General features: G+C 71.1%; 16 protein-coding genes. 7 read left to right on the forward strand and 9 right to left on the reverse strand.

The features are described 5' to 3' along the window. Positions 1–75: 75 nt before the first annotated feature. The 3 genes from dnaG to rpsU all read right to left on the reverse strand — a co-directional run bounded on the left by dnaG (position 76) and on the right by rpsU (position 2,971). Positions 76–1,887, reverse strand: coding sequence for a DNA primase (gene dnaG / locus K8640_RS01510; RefSeq protein ID WP_223745452.1), 1,812 nt, complete (start codon positions 1,885–1,887; stop codon positions 76–78). Between the two features lie 333 nt (positions 1,888–2,220). Then, entirely contained in the window at positions 2,221–2,679 is a 459-nt protein-coding gene (locus K8640_RS01515; RefSeq protein WP_223745453.1) for a GatB/YqeY domain-containing protein, read from the reverse strand. Between the two features lie 97 nt (positions 2,680–2,776). After that, positions 2,777–2,971: a 30S ribosomal protein S21 gene (gene rpsU / locus K8640_RS01520; RefSeq protein WP_002614080.1), complete on the reverse strand. Its 195-nt coding sequence runs from the start codon at positions 2,969–2,971 to the stop codon at positions 2,777–2,779. Positions 2,972–3,102: 131 nt separating this feature from the next. On the opposite strand from rpsU, the gene K8640_RS01525 reads away from it, so the two are divergent. Continuing rightward, positions 3,103–4,692 (forward strand): HEAT repeat domain-containing protein, encoded by a 1,590-nt coding sequence (locus K8640_RS01525; protein WP_223745454.1) that lies wholly within the window; start codon positions 3,103–3,105, stop codon positions 4,690–4,692. A gap of 134 nt (positions 4,693–4,826) precedes the next feature. Here the strand turns inward: K8640_RS01525 and K8640_RS01530 are convergent, their stop codons facing one another. Next, entirely contained in the window at positions 4,827–5,738 is a 912-nt protein-coding gene (locus tag K8640_RS01530; protein ID WP_046715247.1) for a GGDEF domain-containing protein, read from the reverse strand. Between the two features lie 72 nt (positions 5,739–5,810). Then, positions 5,811–6,872 carry an asparaginase gene (locus K8640_RS01535; protein ID WP_223745455.1) on the reverse strand — a complete coding sequence of 354 codons (1,062 nt, stop codon included), beginning with the start codon at positions 6,870–6,872 and terminating at the stop codon, positions 5,811–5,813. Positions 6,873–6,925: 53 nt separating this feature from the next. Between K8640_RS01535 and K8640_RS42805 the strand changes: the two genes are divergently transcribed. The 3 genes from K8640_RS42805 to truD are packed head-to-tail and all read left to right on the forward strand — an operon-like array spanning position 6,926 to position 10,307. Continuing rightward, a complete protein-coding gene (locus K8640_RS42805) occupies positions 6,926–7,933 on the forward strand; it encodes a DsbA family protein (RefSeq protein ID WP_370640298.1) in 1,008 nt (335 codons plus the stop codon). 8 nt (positions 7,934–7,941) lie between these two features. Continuing rightward, positions 7,942–9,285 (forward strand): DUF4388 domain-containing protein, encoded by a 1,344-nt coding sequence (locus tag K8640_RS01545; protein ID WP_223745456.1) that lies wholly within the window; start codon positions 7,942–7,944, stop codon positions 9,283–9,285. Next, on the forward strand, positions 9,282–10,307 hold the full coding sequence (gene truD, locus K8640_RS01550; RefSeq protein WP_141333014.1) for a tRNA pseudouridine(13) synthase TruD: 1,026 nt from the start codon (positions 9,282–9,284) through the stop codon (positions 10,305–10,307). The genes K8640_RS01545 and truD overlap by 4 nt, the downstream gene beginning before the upstream one ends. A 436-nt stretch (positions 10,308–10,743) precedes the next feature. Here the strand turns inward: truD and K8640_RS01555 are convergent, their stop codons facing one another. Further along, positions 10,744–12,159, reverse strand: a complete 1,416-nt coding sequence (locus K8640_RS01555; protein ID WP_223745457.1) for an OmpA family protein — start codon at positions 12,157–12,159, stop codon at positions 10,744–10,746. 17 nt (positions 12,160–12,176) lie between these two features. Next, entirely contained in the window at positions 12,177–12,494 is a 318-nt protein-coding gene (locus tag K8640_RS01560; RefSeq protein ID WP_223745458.1) for a DUF4398 domain-containing protein, read from the reverse strand. A gap of 126 nt (positions 12,495–12,620) precedes the next feature. On the opposite strand from K8640_RS01560, the gene K8640_RS01565 reads away from it, so the two are divergent. Both K8640_RS01565 and K8640_RS01570 read left to right on the forward strand, forming a co-directional pair. Then, entirely contained in the window at positions 12,621–13,637 is a 1,017-nt protein-coding gene (locus K8640_RS01565; RefSeq protein ID WP_223745459.1) for a HEAT repeat domain-containing protein, read from the forward strand. Next, positions 13,634–14,587: an N-acetylmuramoyl-L-alanine amidase-like domain-containing protein gene (locus K8640_RS01570; RefSeq protein WP_223745460.1), complete on the forward strand. Its 954-nt coding sequence runs from the start codon at positions 13,634–13,636 to the stop codon at positions 14,585–14,587. Before K8640_RS01565 ends, K8640_RS01570 begins: the two co-directional genes overlap by 4 nt. 6 nt (positions 14,588–14,593) lie before the next feature. Here K8640_RS01570 and K8640_RS01575 read toward each other — a convergent pair whose 3' ends face one another. Both K8640_RS01575 and K8640_RS01580 read right to left on the reverse strand, forming a co-directional pair. Further along, positions 14,594–15,040: a DUF2007 domain-containing protein gene (locus K8640_RS01575; protein WP_223745461.1), complete on the reverse strand. Its 447-nt coding sequence runs from the start codon at positions 15,038–15,040 to the stop codon at positions 14,594–14,596. A gap of 84 nt (positions 15,041–15,124) precedes the next feature. Beyond that, positions 15,125–15,511, reverse strand: coding sequence for a response regulator (locus K8640_RS01580; RefSeq protein WP_223745462.1), 387 nt, complete (start codon positions 15,509–15,511; stop codon positions 15,125–15,127). Between the two features lie 165 nt (positions 15,512–15,676). Between K8640_RS01580 and hpf the strand changes: the two genes are divergently transcribed. After that, positions 15,677–16,036 (forward strand): ribosome hibernation-promoting factor, HPF/YfiA family, encoded by a 360-nt coding sequence (gene hpf / locus K8640_RS01585; protein ID WP_223745463.1) that lies wholly within the window; start codon positions 15,677–15,679, stop codon positions 16,034–16,036. The last annotated feature ends 93 nt before the right edge of the window (positions 16,037–16,129 follow it).

The following is a 16,129-nucleotide window of genomic DNA, read 5'->3' on the forward strand; positions in this document are numbered from 1 at the left end:
AGAAATTCAGGGGCTTGAGGCCTGGGGCGAGCCGGCCGATCTACCGCAAAGTCAGGGTTTCTTACAAACGCGAACTCAAACCGGTTGCATGGGCGCCTTTGTTCCCGCGGAGGCCGGCTTGAGCTCCTCCAGGACACGCTTCTTGAGCGCCAGCAGTTCCACCCGCTCCGCCTGGAGCTGGCGCGTCTCCTCCGTGAGGTCGAACGCGCCCAGCGTCTGCTCCGTCGCACGGGTTATATAAGCAAGACGCTCGTTGATGCGCCGCACCATGATCTCCTGGCAGATGGTGGAGAACGCCTGCTCCAGCTCCTGTCCTTCCGAGGGGAGCTGGCGCCAGGAGGTCTCGATGGCCCGCTTCACGCCCTCGGAGGCCTCATAGAGGGCGTCGTTGGAGCCCCGCCCGGAGGTGGCGTGCATGAGCGTCATTCGAAGGCCGGTGTGCGACAGCTCGTCACACACGCGGAAGAGGTCGCGGCCGAGCAGCCGGGGCTCCCTCAGCACGGCCGCCACGTAGAGCGCCTCCATGGGCGGAGGCGGCTTCTCGGGGAGCGGGCGGGCAGGCGCGGCGTCGGGGGCACCCGGGTGGGAGGAGGCGGGCTTGGGCGTGGGGACCTTGCTGCGCAGGGCGGCCTCCACGTCCGGGGCGCGCCAGCCGAAGTGCTCGGCCAGGGCGGCGAAGAGCGAGGAGCGCACCAGCCCCACCGGCACCTGCGCCGCCACGGGCTTGAGTCGCTCCAGAGCCGCCATCTTCTCCTCGAACGTCGCCGCCTTTCCCTGGGGGAGCAGGGTGGCGAACAGGTACGTGGTGAGGGATTGCGCCCCGTCGATGAGCGACTCCACACCGTCCTGCCCCACACGACGCGCGAAGGTGTCTGGATCATCCCCTTGCGGAAGCAGCGCCACACGAGCGGTCGCTCCCGCGGCGAGCAGGGGGCCCGCGAGCCGCTCCACGGCCGCGAGCCCCGCGGAGTCTCCGTCGAGCAGCAGCACCAGCTCCCGCGCCTCGGCCCGCTTGAGCAGCTGCATGTGGCCGGCGGTGAGGTTGGTGGAGCACAGCGCCACGGCGTGGCGTACCCCCACCTGGTGCAGGCCGATGCAGTCGAAGTAGCCCTCGACGAGGATGGCGGCCTTGCGCTTGCGCAGCTCGTCGCGCGCCAGGTCCATGCCGAACAGCGTCTCGCTCTTGTTGTAGAGCCGCGACTCGCGCGAGTTGAGGTACTTGGGGCCCTCGTCGGCGCCCACCAGCCGGCCACCGAAGGCGATGGGCCTGCCCTCCGGCGCGCGGATGGGCACCATCAGCCGGCTGCGGAAGAAGTCGAAGCAGCCATCCCCCGTGTTGCGCTTGAGCACGAGCCCGGCCTTCATGGCCCACTCCAGCATGCCCGACTTCTGGCAGCGCTCCGCGAGCAGGCTCCACGCGTGGGGCGCCCAGCCCAGCCCGAAGGCCTGCGCGGTTTCATCCGACACCCCGCGGCTGGCGATGTAGGCCCGCGCGGAGCGGCCTTCCTCCTGGTGCCACAACAGCGAGCGGAAGTGCTCGGCGGCCAGGTCCGTGGCCTCCTTGATCTGCTGCCGCTCCCGCAGCCCGGGGTCCTGCTGCGCCTCCAGGTCGATGCCCAGCTCGCGCGCCAGGTCCCGCACGGCGTCCAGGAACGTCTTGCCCAGGTAGCGCTGGACGAAGGAGACCGCGTCGCCGCTGGCCCGGCAGCCATGGCAGAAATAGAAGCGCTTCTCCGGCACCACGTAGAACGAAGGTGTCTTCTCCTGGTGGAAGGGACAGCGCCCCTTCCACTCCCGGCCCGCCTTCTTCAGCTCCACGTGCCGGGAGATGAGGCCCACCAGGTCCACCCGCTCGAGGATTTCCTGGATCTTGTGCTCCGGGATCATGTCGCCCACCCCTGGGCCCGCGTCAGGGCGGGCGCACCGCCGGCATCCTGCCAGCCGGGCCTGACGTCGCCCGTCCGGCCGCCAACCCGGTGGCTCTCCCCGCCCACGAGGGCGGAGGACCGGAGGCGCGAGGCGTCGTGAGGGTGTGGGGACACGTTGGGGCTCCTACGGCCCGCTGGGTACCTCCCTTGGACAGGGGCGGTACGCCATGGGCTGGCCCAGGCACTTAATGACGGGGGGCCGGGGGAGCAAGTTTCCGCTCACCCCGGGCCTTCCACCCCAGGGGGCCACCGCCTGCGCCGGGTGGCCTCCAGAGGGGTGGGACAGGGGACTTCAGGCGAGCTTCGCGAGCTCCACCTTGACGGCCTCGGAGATGGCGCGACCCTCGGCCTTGCCCTGGAGCTTGGGGGAGAGGTTCTTCATCACCGCGCCCATGTCCTTGGCGCTCTTGGCGCCCACCTCGGCGATGGCGGCCTGGACGGCGGCGACCAGCTCGTCGGGGGTGAGCTGCTGCGGCAGGTAGCTCTGGAGGACGGCGATCTCGGCCTCCTCCTTCTCCGCCAGCTCCGGCCGGCCCGCGGCCTTGAACTGGTCCGCGGAGTCGCGGCCCTTCTTGATGAGGCCGGTGATGACGCTCATCACGCCCGCGTCGTCGAGGGCGGAGGCACCGGGCTCCACTTCCTTGTACTTCACGGCGCTCTTGATCGCCCGAATGACGGTGGTGCGCAGCTCGTTCTTGGACCGCATCGCGTCCTTGAGGTCCGCGTCGATCCGCTCCTTGAGGGTGGCCATATTCGCAACTCCGCTGGCTGGGATTCGGGGGATTTCAGACGACGGGAGCCAGGGCACCTGACTGGGGGGCGCCCCGGCTCACACGCCGGCCTCGCAACTAGAACGACTTGCGGGCCTTCTTCACCGCGCGCTTCTTGGCGGCGAGGGCCTTCTTCTTCCGCTTCACGGAAGGCTTCTCGTAGTGCTCGCGCTTGCGGATCTCGGAAAGGATTCCGGCCTTTTCAGTGGCCTTCTTGAAGCGCTTGAGGGCGCTCTCAATGGACTCTCCCTCCTTCACTCGGATACCGGGCATGCGTTCACCTCCTTCCGCCATGCGTCAATGTGTGCGTACTTCGAAGGGGGAGCGGTATGTCCCAGTGGCCGGTAAAACGCAAGGACGCTGGCGGGAAAAGCCGCGCGCGGTTGGACTAGAGTGTCGCCTGCGTGAGCCCTGCCCTCCTCCTGATGGTGCTGCTGGCGACCGGTCAGCGTGGTGGCACCGGGACGACCGACTGCTGGAACTCCTGCCAGCGCCATGTGGCGGACCGCGCCCTGCGTGCCCGGGTGTGCGGCTCGTGCCTGTCCGGCGGGCGGGTGGACTCCTGGGTGGCGCCTTTGGGCAACATCCGGCCCGTCCCACGTGAGGCGCTGGCCTCCTCCCGCAAGGATGGCGACTGGCGCGTGCGCTGGGCCTCCGTGCGCGCCGACGCGAAGGCGCGGCAACTGACGGAGAAGCGCGTGCTGGCCGAGTGGGTGGCGGGGTCTCCCGCGTCCTCGGACCTGGCGGCCTGCCTCACCGCGGCGCGCGCGGCGGCGGAGGCGGGGCAGTCCACGGCCACCTTCCTGCGGGACGCGGGGGCCCGGGGGCCGGAGGCGGCGGCGCGGGTGTGGGCGCGGCGGGAGGCCATCCGGCAGGCGCTGGAGGTGGAGCTGTACTCGGAGGACCCTCGCGAGCGGGGCACCGCGCTCGCCCACCTGGGGGCCTTCCTGGGGCGGAGGCCCGCCCGGGTGCTGCTCGACGCGACGGCGTCGCGGCCCGAGGAGACGGATGGGATTGGCGCCTCGGCGCTCAAGGCGGTGGCGCTGCGCCTGGACTCCTCGGTGGGGCGGCTGCTCCTGGAGGAGGCGCGGCCCGCGGACGAGGTGCTGGTGAACCGGCTGTTCGCCGTGTACTCGCGCGAGCTGGAGTCGCTCCAGCCGGAGCTCACGGCGCCCGAGCCCCAGCGGCGGGACGCGGCGGTGCTGGCCCTGGGCGTCTATGGGCCGCTGGCGCGCAAGGAGCTGGAGCGCGCGCTCACGGACGTGGACCGCAAGGTGCGGGGTTCGGCGGCGCGGCGGATGGCCCAGTCGGAGGGCACGTCCTTGCGCGTGGCCGCCGAGCGCCGGCTCGAGGGCAAGGACCTGGAGGTGGCCCGGCCGTGGCTGGAGGCCATGGAGCGGGAGAAGGGCTGCGGGAGCTTCTTCCTGGAGGCTGCCCGGGACTCGCGCATGCCCGCGCCGCTCAGGGGCCAGGCGCTGACGTCGCTCTCCGACTGCCGCGAGGGTGAGAGCCTGCGGCTGGACGCGCTGACGCCTTTCCTGAAGGACTCGCAGCCGGTGGTGCGGGCGGGCGCGGTGCGGGTGCTCGGCGCGCTGTCGGTGCGAAAGCCCGAGGTGATGGACGCCACCGAGCGCGCGCTGGATGACGGCTCGCCGGAGGTGGTCGCCGCCGCGCTGGACGTGGTGGCGGGGCAGCGCCAGTCGGCGCGGGGGGACATGGCCGCGGAGCTGCTCGGCTCGGAGCACCCGGTGGTGCGCGCCGCGGCGGCCCGGGCGCTGGAGGCCATCGGCCGCGCGGCCCACGTCAAGGTGCTGGCCACGTGCCTGCGCGAGGACCCGGTGTCGGACGTGCGCGTGGCGGCGGCGCTCGCGCTGGGGAGGCTGGGCGGGCCCCATGCCGCGGCGGCGCTCTCCGACGCGGCGGCGCGCGACGCGGACACCCACGTCAAGCACGTGTCCCGCGCGGGCCTGCGCAAGCTGGGCTTCGGGAACTGACGTCAGAAGCGCGGCCAGACGTCCGGGCGAGAGCGCGAACCCCGCGCCTGATGGCGATGGCAAGCCAGGCTTCGGGCACCGACGTCAGTGGTGCCCGGGCGCGAGGGGGCGTCCCCGCGCCCGACGGTGACGACTCACGGGCCGCTGATGGCCTTGGCGTCGGCGCGGTTCCGGCCCGCGCGCTTGGCGCGGTAGAGGTACTTGTCCGCGGCGGCGATGAGGTCCTCGGGCTGGGAGAAGTCCGAGTCCAGGAGCGTCGCCACGCCCAGGCTGATGGTCACCTTGATGGGCGTGCCGCCAAAGACGAAGTCGGCCTTGTCCACCGCGTGGCGGCAGCGCTCGGCGCACGCCAGGGCCTGGTCCTCGGCGGACTCGCGCAGCATCAGCGCGAACTCCTCGCCGCCGTAGCGCGCGAGCAGATCCTCGGTGCGCACCGTGTCGGTCACCCGCTGGGCGATGCGCGTCAGGACGTAGTCCCCGGCCGGGTGGCCGTACGCATCGTTGATCTTCTTGAAGTGGTCCACGTCGAAGAGCACCAGCGACAGCGGCACCCGGTGGCGCAGGCAGTAGCTGAACTCCTTGCGCACCGTCTCCAGGAAGTACTTCTTGTTGTAGACGCGGGTGAGGCCGTCGCGGGTGGCGGACTCGTAGATGCTGCGCTGGTACTGCTCCTCCAGCTCGTCCTGGATGGAGAACTTGAGGACGGTGTTGGAGCCGATCTGGATCTTGTCGCCGTCGTACAGCGGGGCGGCGTTGACCTTCAGGCCGTTGAGGTAGGTGCCGTTGGTGCTCGCCAGGTCCATCAGCTGGAAGCGCCCGTCGCCGAGCGCCACCACCTTGGCGTGCTTGCGGGAGATGCCGTCGTCCTCCACCTGGAACTGCGCCTCTGAGCTGCGCCCCAGCACCACCTCGGAGCGGTCCAGCTTGAACATCCGGCCGATGCCCGCCGCGGACTTGGCGCTGATGACAATCAAATAAGCGCTCTGCCGCTGGGCGTTGCCCAGCAGGTCCGAAATGGAATGGACGGAAGTTTTCTCCTCGGACATCGCAACACCCATCTTATGGGCCGTTTTTTCATGGCGGCAAGCATGCTGCCGGCTTCCACGCGGCCCAATCGCTCATCCCGCGTGGATCCGCCGCGTCGTCCGGGGCCGGCTGGGCACCTCCGGCTCGACTGTCCTCCGTCCGACGCTCAGCTCCCCCGCCACCGGCGTCTGGATGAACCGCGCCAGCGCCTCCGGGGAGCGGGGGTGGTAGGCGAGCGCCTGCATCAGCTTCACCAGCGCCGCGGAGGGGGTCATGTCCGCGCCACCGATGGCCCCCTGCGCCAGGGACGCCGCCCCGGACTCGTACAGGCTCAGGTCCACGCCGTTGCGGTGGGCCTGGCTCACCACCACCACCGGCACGCCGCGCTCCTTCGCCTGGACGAACAGCGGCATGAGCGAGCGTCCGAGCTCGGGCGCGATGGGGAAGTTGCCCGCCCCGTACGCCTCCAGCACCAGCCCCCGGACGTGCGGCAACAGCTGCAGGGGCAGGGCCGGGTCCAGCCCGGGATAGACCTTGAGCATGAAGACGCGCGGGTCCAGCTTCTCGTAGAGCTTGAAGGGGCCCCGGGCGCGCAGCCCCGGCTCGAAGGTCGCGTCCACGCCCAGCGTCCCCAGCACCGGGCAGTTGGGGCTCTCGAAGGCGTCGTACTCGGACACCTTCACCTTGCGCGTGCGGTTGCCCCGGTACAGGTGCGAGTCGAAGCAGATGGTGACCTCGCGCGGCCCCTTCACCGCGGAGAGCACCGCGTCGATGAGGTTGAGCCGCGCATCCGAGCGCACCTCGCCCAGCGGCCGCTGCGAGCCCGTCAGCACGATGGGGCAGGGGGGATTGCGCAGCATGAAGGACAGCGCGCTGGCGGTGTAGGCCAGCGTGTCCGTGCCATGGGTCACCACGGCCCCGTCGAAGTCCTGGAGCTGGTGGTGCAGGTGGGTGGCCATGCGTTGCCACAGCTCGGGCTGCATCTCGGAGCTGTCCAGGTTGCTGAAGAGCTGCAGCTCGATGTCGGCGAGCTGGAACAGCTCCGGGACGCGGGCCTTGAGCGTCTTGAAGAAGGCGGCGGGGCGCAGGGCGGAGGGCCGACCTCCGGCCATCCCCAACGTGCCTCCGGTGTGCAGCAGCAGGACTCTGGGCATGGGCAAGGGGCCCTCCTTGGCAAGGCTTGCGTTGCTTTACAAGCCCCTCGCGCGTGGCTAAGACCCGCCGCGTGCTCCTCTCCTGCTGGAAGCCTGTCGTTCCCCTGCTGGTCGCCGTGGCGCTGACCGGCTCGGGTTGCAAGAACCCGGAGGGCTCCGCGCCCGCCTCCACCCAGGCGCCCGCCGCTCCGGCCGCCCAGGCCCGGCCCCCCGCGCCTCCCCCGGAGCCCGCGGCCCCGCCGGCGGACCCCTCCCAGGCGCTCTTGGGCATCCCCGGCATGGACTTCTCCTCGCTGTCGGCGGCCTCCAAGCGGGAGCTGGCCACGGTCCTCAGCGATGAGTTCTGCTACTGCGGCTGCCCCCACACGCTGGGGGCCTGCCTGAAGTCGCACACCGGCTGCCGCCACGCCAAGCGCATGGCGCGGGTGGCCGCGCGCATGGTGTCCGAGGGCAGCCCGGCCACGGAGGTCATCGTCCAGCTGTCCCAGTACTACGGCGCCTTCCGCGAGCAGCGCGCGAAGTTCAAGGTGGACGAGCGCATGTGCATGGGCTCCGCGTCCGCTCCGGTGACGGTGGTGGAGTTCTCCGACTTCGAGTGCCCGTACTGCGCCAAGGCGCGGCCGGTGCTGGAGGCCTTCGCGAAGAAGAACGCCTCCCAGGTGCGCTTCTGCTACCTGCCCTTCCCGCTGTCCAACCACGTCAACGCCGTGCCGGCGGCCCAGGCGGCGCTGTGGGCGCGAGATCAGGGCAAGTTCTGGCAGATGCACGACGCGCTCTTCGAGAACCAGGACAACCTCAAGCCGGAGGCCCTGGTGGCGCTGGCGAAGAAGCTGGGGTTGGAGGAGGACCGGCTGGCGGCGGTGCTCAAGTCGGACTCGTACAAGCAGGAGCTGGAGGGCTTCCGCAACCAGGGCCGCGCGGCCGGGCTGTCGGGCACTCCGACGGTGTACTTCAACGGCCGGGCGCTGGATTTGAGCTTCATCCAGGAGGAGCTGCTCACCCACAGCATGGAGGATGAGCTGGAGTGGGTGACGAACAAGAACGCCTGGGCGGCTGACTGACGCGGCAGATGACGCAACGGTTCCGCATCGACGCGGGGCAGCTCGTCCCCGAGGATCGCCAGAGCCCCTCTCCGTTGGCGGGGCGCTCGGGGACGTACGCGCTGATGCCCACGGCGCCGGACCTGCTCATCTTCTCCCGGGGGCCCAGCGAGGGCGGCAGCATCCCCGCGCCCCGGGTGGTGCTCTCCGGCGACGCGGGCGGCTTCCCGCTGTCGGACCTGATGGCCTTCCTCAGCCAGTCGCGCTGGAGCGGCATCATCCGGGTGCACTCGCCCGGCGGCGAGCGCTCGGTGACGTTCCGCGACGGCGAGGTGCGGGGCGCGTCGTCGGATGACCCGGCGGACCGGCTGGGCGAGGTGCTGGTGCGCCTGGGCTACGTGGAGCGTCCCCAGGTGGAGGCCGCGCTGAAGGGCCAGCCTCCGTCCAAGGTGGGCCGCGCGCTGGTGGAGAAGGGTCTGTTGCAGGCGCATGACCTCTTCAAGTGCGTCACGCACCAGGTCAGTGAGATCTTCCACGCCATCGTGCTGTGCCGGGAGGGGAGCTTCTTCCTCATCGACCAGCCGGTGGATGAGAAGGCGAATCACTCCATCCAGCTCTCCACCCAGAGCCTGCTGATGGACAGCATCCGGAAGATCGACGAGATGGCGCACTTCCGGAAGCGCATCCCCCACGGCCGGCTGTACGTGGCCAAGAAGCGCGGCTCCGACGGCAAGCTGGAGGAGGACGAGGACCGGGTGCTGGGGCTGGTCGACGGGCGCCGCACCATCCTGGAGCTGGGGCACGCGGCGCGGCTGTCGGAGTTCGACATCACCAAGGTCGTCTTCCGCCTGCTCGAGGGCGGCTTCGCGTCGGTGACGGACAAGCCGCTGCTGGTGCCCGTGGCCGTCGCGACGGGGAGCGCTCCGACGCCGGGGCAGTCGGTGGGGCAGGGTGGCACCGCGCAGGGCAAGCCCGCGGCGAGCGCTGCGCCCGCGGTGGACCCGCGTCCGGCGGCGCGCGTGTTCAACTTCATCTTCCGGGAGATTCGCGACGAGGTGGCCAAGCAGGGCATGGACCGCGAGTTCATCGCCGCCGCCAACGCCGCGCTGTCCGGGCAGGCGCTGTCGTCCTCGCCGGTGTTGGAGGGGCTGTCCTTCCAGGCGGACGGCAGCCTGGCCGAGGCGAAGCTGATGGAGTCCTTCGAGCGGCACCACGCGCAGCTGGGCTCCGAGCCGCTGGCCTCCTTCAAGCAGGCGCTCAGCGACGTGATGTTCTTCTTGTTGTTCCAGGCCGGTGAGCTGTTGGAGTCGCGCGCGGACGAGGACCTCGCCCGTCGTGTGAAGAAGCTGCTGGCGACGCTCGAGGGCTCGTGACGACGGATTCGGATTGGCCGCGGTTGACGGCGGATGTCCCCGGCTGTGGTGGTGGTTTCAAGCTGGTCCCCGAGGACTTCGAGGTCGAGGAGCTCCCCGCCTATCAGCCCTCGGGCGAGGGCGAGCACCTCTACCTGTGGCTGGAGAAGCGGGGCCGGGACACGCGCGAGGTGGTGCGCGCGCTGTCCCAGGTGCTGGGCGTGTCCGAGGACGACGTGGGCGTCGCGGGCATGAAGGACCGGCAGGCCGTCACGCGGCAGCTCATCTCGGTGCCCGCGCGCGCGGAGCCCAAGCTGGGCGACTTCGCGCTGGAGGGCGTGCAGGTGCTGTGGTCGCGACGGCACGGCAACAAGCTGCGGACCGGGCACCTCAAGGGCAATCGCTTCCGCCTGCGCCTGCGCGGCGTGCGCGACGTGGGCGCGGCGCGGGAGTCCTTCACGCGGCTGTCCGCGGGCGGCGTGCCCAACTACTTCGGCGAGCAGCGCTTCGGCCGCGCGGGTGACAACGCGGACCTGGGGCGCCTGCTGGTGCTGGGGCAGCGGCTGCCGAAGCGGCCGGAGCGCTTCCAGCGCAAGCTCTACCTCTCCGCCTTCCAGTCGCGCATCTTCAACCGGGCGCTCGCGGACCGCGTGCGCGCGGGCACCTTGTCCACGGCCCTGCTGGGAGACGTGCTGCGCAAGGAGGAGACCGGTGGCCTCTTCGTGTGTGAGGCGCCGGAGGTGGACGGGCCTCGCGTCGCCGCGTTCGAGGTGAGCCCGGCGGGGCCGCTGTTCGGCCCGAAGATGACGGCCTCCGCGGGCGAGGTGGCGGAGGTGGAGGCGAGGCTGCTCGCGGGCGAGGGCGTCACGCTGGACGACTTCAAGCGCGGCGGCGGCGAGACGGAGGGCGGGCGCAGGCCGTACCGCGTCCGCCTGGGCTCGCCCGAGCTGACGCCCGAGGGTGAAGACCTGTGGCTCACCTTCGAGCTGCCCCGGGGCGCGTACGCCACCGAGGTCCTCCACGAGCTGCTCAAGGACGACTGAGCTGGAGGCGTCGAGGCGGCGCTGTCCGCCCTGTTCCGATATCGCCGCCGGCGCGAGAGCTGGCTTGCACCAGGCTTGACTCCCGGGCCATCGGGCCCTGTGGACAGGGGGCCCGCCCCGCGGCCACCGCGCTCATCCGATGACGGCCCCGATGTCGGGTTTGAGGCCCTTCTCATGCTCGGGCGCTCCAGCCAGCCGCTCGCCCGGGATGACGGCGCGGGCCCTGCCGTGGGCGCCGCGCCTGGAAGGCCCCGCGTCATCACCAGGGATGCCCGCCCCGCGCGGTGACGGGCCCCAGGACGCAGGCGCGGCGGCAGGCGCCTTGGGTCCTCGCGAGGGGCGGTCCGTCCCGCGCGGTGACACACCCCTGAAAGCCAAGCGCCTCCGCGGGACGAAGCCCGGGAGGCGCTGTGCCTGCTTCCGCGTGGAGCGGAAGTTACTGCGTGATGATGTTGAACTCCGTGCGGCGGTTCTGCGCGCGGCCCGCCTTGGTGGTGTTCGGGCCGATGGGCCGCGTCTCACCGAAGCCCACCGCCTCCATCCGACCCGGGTCGATGTTGCGCCGCAACAGCTGCGCCATCACCGCGTCGGCGCGCTTCTGGGACAGCTTCAGGTTCGCCTCGTCCTTGCCCAGCGAGTCGGTGTGGCCCTCGATGCGGACCTTGGCGATCCACGGAGCGTCACGCAGCGCCTGCGCCACGTCGTCGAGGATGCCGTTGTTCTGCTTGTTGCCGAGGATCCTCGCGGAGCCCGAGGAGAAGAGGATCTGCTTCTTGATCTCGATGCGGTCCTTCTTGATGACCACGTTCTTGTACTGCTTCGGGCAGCCGCGCTGCTCCTTGGTGCCGGGCTCGTCCACGCACGCATCCAGGCGGTCCACCACGCCGTCGTTGTCCGTGTCCTTGTCCGGGCAGCCCGAGTTCTCCGGCGGGCCCGCCTCGTTGGGGCACTTGTCCTGGGCGTCCGCCAGACCGTCGGCGTCGTTGTCCAGGTCGGGGCAGCCGTCCTCGTCCTGGAAGCCGTCCTTGTCCTCGGGCTCGTCCGGGCACTTGTCCTGGCCGTCGTTGACGCCGTCGTTGTCCCGGTCCGGGCAGCCCAGGTTCTGGATGGGGCCGAACTCGTTGGGGCACTTGTCCTGGATGTCCACGACCCCGTCATTGTCGTTGTCCAGGTCGGGGCAGCCGTCCTCGTCCTGGAAGCCGTCCTTGTCCTCGGGCTGGTCCGGGCACTTGTCCAGGTTGTCGTTGATGCCGTCGCCGTCGCGGTCCGTCGGCGCGAGCGCGGGGCAGCCCTGGTTCTCCAGCACGCCGGGCTCCAGCGGGCACTTGTCGTTGGCGTCGAGCACGCCGTCGTTGTCGTTGTCCGGGTCCGGGCAGCCGTCCTCGTCCTGGAAGCCGTCCTTGTCCTCGGCCTGGTCGGGGCAGGGGTCGTCCTTGTCCAGCACGCCGTCGCCGTCGCTGTCCGTCTCCTCGATGCGGACCACGACCTGGGGCGGCTTCTGGGGCTCGGGCGTCGTCGGCGTCGTCGCCTGCGGGGCCTCGGGGCGCTCGCGCACCAGCACCTGCCGGGGGCCGCAGCTCTTCGACAGCTCCAGCGCCCGGTCCACCGCCGTGTCGGCCAGCCGCACGTGCGAGGCGGCACGGCCGCTGTTGCCCTGGCTCAACTCGCCCTTGGCGAAGTCGAGGTGGGCCTCCGCGGTGGCCAGCTCCACCGGCGCGCAGCGCAAGGCGCCGCTGCGGCGGGCGCGCTCGACGTCCGCGGCGAGCACCTGGGTGTCCGCGCGAATCTTGCTGCCGCTCACGCAGCTGGCGAGCAGGAGGGACAGGAGCGCTACAAGACAGGGACGCGTCATCGGGAGCACTCGGAGCGTCACGGGTTCGGGGTCCTCTCGCCGGTGTCGCTGCTGCCCGACACGGACATGGCCTTCTCGCGCGCCTCGTTGGCGAAGCGCGACGCCTTCACCGCGAAGTCCACGCCGGCTTGGTAGTCGGAGTAGCCAACCTCCTCACGCGCCTTGTCGAGGTACAGGTTCGCGGCGGTCCACTCGTACGGAGCCAGCTTGTCGGCTCCGGCCGTGCGCGCGGCCTGAATCTGGACTTCGGCGTCGAGGATGTTCGCGGTGGACTTCACGGGGCCGCATGCGGCGAGCGCCCCGGCCACCGACACCAGCACCGTCAGCTTCTTCATAGCGTGGCGCCTCTAGAGGAGGGACAGAGGCATCGGTCGTATCAATCGCCTCTTGGGGGGTCAAGAATCGGGCAGACCCTGTTGGTGGGGGGGCGGCCCGGCGCCAGGGACTTTGACGGCCGGCGCATGGCTTGCCATCGTCCCCCTCCCGTGCGCCCGCCCGTCCTCCCCGCCCGCCTCCTGCTGCTCTTGACGCTGCTCGTGTCCCCCCTGGCCCTGTCCGCCCAGGCATCCGCCGCGAAGCGCGCCGAGCGCCAGGCCGAGACGGAGAAGGTGGTCCAGACCGTCCTGCAGGGCGGCGCCGTGCCCGCCGCCGTCTCCCGCCTGCGCTACCTGCGCGAGGAGCCCTTCGCCGCGGACCTCATCACCGAGGCCCTGCGCCGCGCCCTGGACGAGCGGGTCCGCCGCAACCTCGTCGCGGTGCTCGCGGGGCTGGACACGCGCTCGGCGGAGCCCGCGCTGGTGAAGCTCGCCGGCGACGGGGACAGCACGGTGCGCATGTACGCCGCGCAGGGCCTGGCCCGCCTCAAGAGCCGCAACGTGCAGGTGCTGCTGCCGCTGCTGAACGACAAGAGCAGCGGCGTGCGCCGGGACGCGGCCCGCGCGCTGGGCGCCTCGCGCAACCCCAAGGTGGGCAAGGCGCTGATGGCGGCCGCCAAGGAGGAGCAGGAGCTGGAGGTGCGCGCCGCGATGCTGGCCGCCGCCGGCGAGGCCGGGGACGCGAAGCAGGCAAAGTCCCTCAAGGAGTTCCTGGAGAACGACTCGGAGAGCACCCGCTTCGCGGCGGCGCGCGGCCTGTGCCGGCTGGGCGCCCCGGAGGGCTTCGCCTTCGCCAACAAGCTGCTCGGCGACTCGGACCGCTTCAAGCGGCGCCAGGGGCTGGAGCTGTTCGAGGGCGTGGTGGCGAAGAAGGCGAGCCCCGCGCTCAAGCCGCTCCTGGAGGACAAGGACCGCACGCTGGCCGCGGGCGCCGCGCGCATCCTCTACCAGGGCGGCGACCCGTCCATGCTGGACTGGCTGGTGCTGGCGTCGTGGAACGCCAAGAACGACGAGAAGCTGGCGTACGAGAAGGAGCTGGAGACGCTCCAGCTCCCGGATGATCGCCGCAAGGTGATCCTGCGAAGGGCGGGCGTGGCGCCATGACGTGGGCGGTGGTGCTGGCCTCGGCGCTGTTCACCCAGGCGCCGGGGGCCTCCTCGAAGCAGGACGTCGCGCCCGGAGCCGCGCGGCTGGTGGAATCCGGTTCGGCCGCGGCCCAGGCGGCCACGGCCACGCCCGCGCGCGCCAACGGTTGGACGGGCCTGGACGCGAGCGGCTTCGCGGCCCTGGTGGCCCAGGCGACGGAGGCGCCCCTCTCCGAGCGGCTCCTGTCGATGAGCGCGCGCTTCATCAACACGCCCTACGTGCTGTCCCCGCTGGGCGAGGGCTCGGGCGTGGACCCCGACCCGACCTTCCGCCTGGACGCGGTGGACTGCCTCACCTTCGTCGAGCAGTCGATGGCGCTGGGGCTGGCGCGCTCCGAGCCGGAGGTGGGCGCGCTGCTCGAGCACATCCGCTACGCCCGGACGCCCTCGTACGAGGACCGCAACCACCTGATGGAGGCGCAGTGGCTGCCCAACAACATCCGCAAGGGCTTCCTGCGCGACGTGACGCGCGCGCTCGGCGGTGAGGACACCGTCAGCGTGACGAAGACGCTGACGAAGACCACCTGGCAGTCGCGCTCGTCGCAGTCGCTCCAGCTGCCCCGGGAGCGTCAGCCGACGGGCACGTTCGCGCTGGACATGATTCCGCTGGAGAAGGTGATGGCGCACGCGCGCGACATCCCCTCCGGCACCATCCTCGTGGTGATGCGCGAGGACCTGCCCCTCAAGGCCACGCGCATCACCCACCTGGGCTTCGTGGTGCAGCGCAAGCACCGCACCTACCTGCGTCACGCCTCGCGCGGCGGCTACAACCGCGTGGTGGACGAGGACCTGGAGACCTTCCTCACGCGCAACTCGCGCTACGCGAAGTGGAAGGTCACCGGCGTGAGCCTCTTCGAGGCGCGAAGGCCGGACAGCGCTCCGGCGAGCGCGGTGGTGCGCTCGCCCTGACGGACGTCAGAAGGCGGGCGGCGGGGGCGAGGAGCGCTCGGTCTCCCGCTCCTCCTCCTCGGCGGCCCGCGCGGCCTCGTCATTGGTGGCGGCCTCCTGGGCTCGCTCCCGCTCGATGAGCAGCGCCGCGCGCTCCCGCATCTCCTCGGGCACGAGAATCTCCCACCAGGGGAGCAGGTTCCCGGTGGTCAGCTTGTCCACCACGCCCGAGCGTCCCGCGCGCACGAGCACCGGGATGTCCCGCTCCTCGAGCATCCCGGTGAAGACCTCCACCATGAGCGGGTTGTCCGTCGTGCCCGCGCGCGCGAAGACGCGCTGGTCCAGCTCGTGGGGCAGCGGCAGGCCTCGCCGGCTCATCTCGCTGGCCTCGACCAACCGGGGGCTGCCCGGGCAGTCCGAGCATTGCTCGATGTCATCCCGGTACTCCGAGCCGCAGCTGGTGCAGTATCTCATGTCCGTCCCTCCTGCCCGTGGATGTCCTGGAGGGACATGGTAGGGCCGCTGTCCCGTCGCGGCACCTGGGGCCCATCCTTCCGTTCACTGCCGGGCGTCGTCGCCCGACCAGTGGCGGGCCTCCGCCCCCAACCTGCCCACGGCGCTGCTCAGCCGCTCCACGTCGATGGGCTTGCGCAGCATCAAGTCGCAGTGCTCGGCGCCATCCACCTGCGTGTAGCCCGATACCAGGATGACGCGCGTGCGCGCGGAGCGGGCCTTCACCCGCCGGGCCAGCTCCGTGCCCGTCAGTCCCGGCAGGGACTCGTCCGTCACCACCACGTCCGGATGCGTGCTCTCGAAGGCCCTCCAGCCCGACAGGCCGTCACTCGCCGTGACGACGTCGAAGTCGAACTCGAGCAGCTCCGCGAGGAGCTCCCGGCTGTCTGCGTCGTCCTCGACGAGGAGGACCTTGATTTGCTCGGCACCCATGCGTCTGGGTAACCCTGGCACCTGTCGGAAACGTCCGCCGCGAAGGCCGCGCCACCCGCGCCGCGCCGCTCGGAGGGCAGGCGGCCGGAAGAGCGCCCCTCACCGCGGGGCAATGGGCTGTCCATCCGCCGGGGACTGTCCATCTTTGGCCCCGGAGGTGATGCCATGAAGGTGTTGATGCGGGGCGTGCATCTGACCCTGACGGATTCCCTGAGGGACTATCTGCAGGAACATCTGGTGAGCCACATCGAGCGGTACGCGGACGACGAGGCGGCGGAGATCGACATCTCGCTGGTGGACATCAACGGCCCGAAGGGCGGGGTGGACAAGGAGTGTCGGGCGACGGTGCGCATGCCGAACTTCGCGGCCATCCACGTCACGGAGACGGCGGAGACGCTGTTCCAGGCCATCGACGCGGCGCGTGACCGGCTGGAGCGCAGCGTGCGCAAGGCCGTGGAGCGGCGCCGCGAGGTGCGCACGGACGGGCTGCCCGATGACGTGGCGGCGAACGTGCCCACCTATTAGCGCAACACGTATCAGGGTGTAGGGCCCGGTCTTCCTGGCTGTGGGCCAGGCGGCCGGGCCCCAGTTGTCCGCTGTCCGAATCTTGCTGGGTCC

Source organism: Myxococcus sp. XM-1-1-1, from assembly GCF_020037095.1.
Taxonomy (GTDB): Bacteria; Myxococcota; Myxococcia; order Myxococcales; family Myxococcaceae; genus Myxococcus; species Myxococcus fulvus.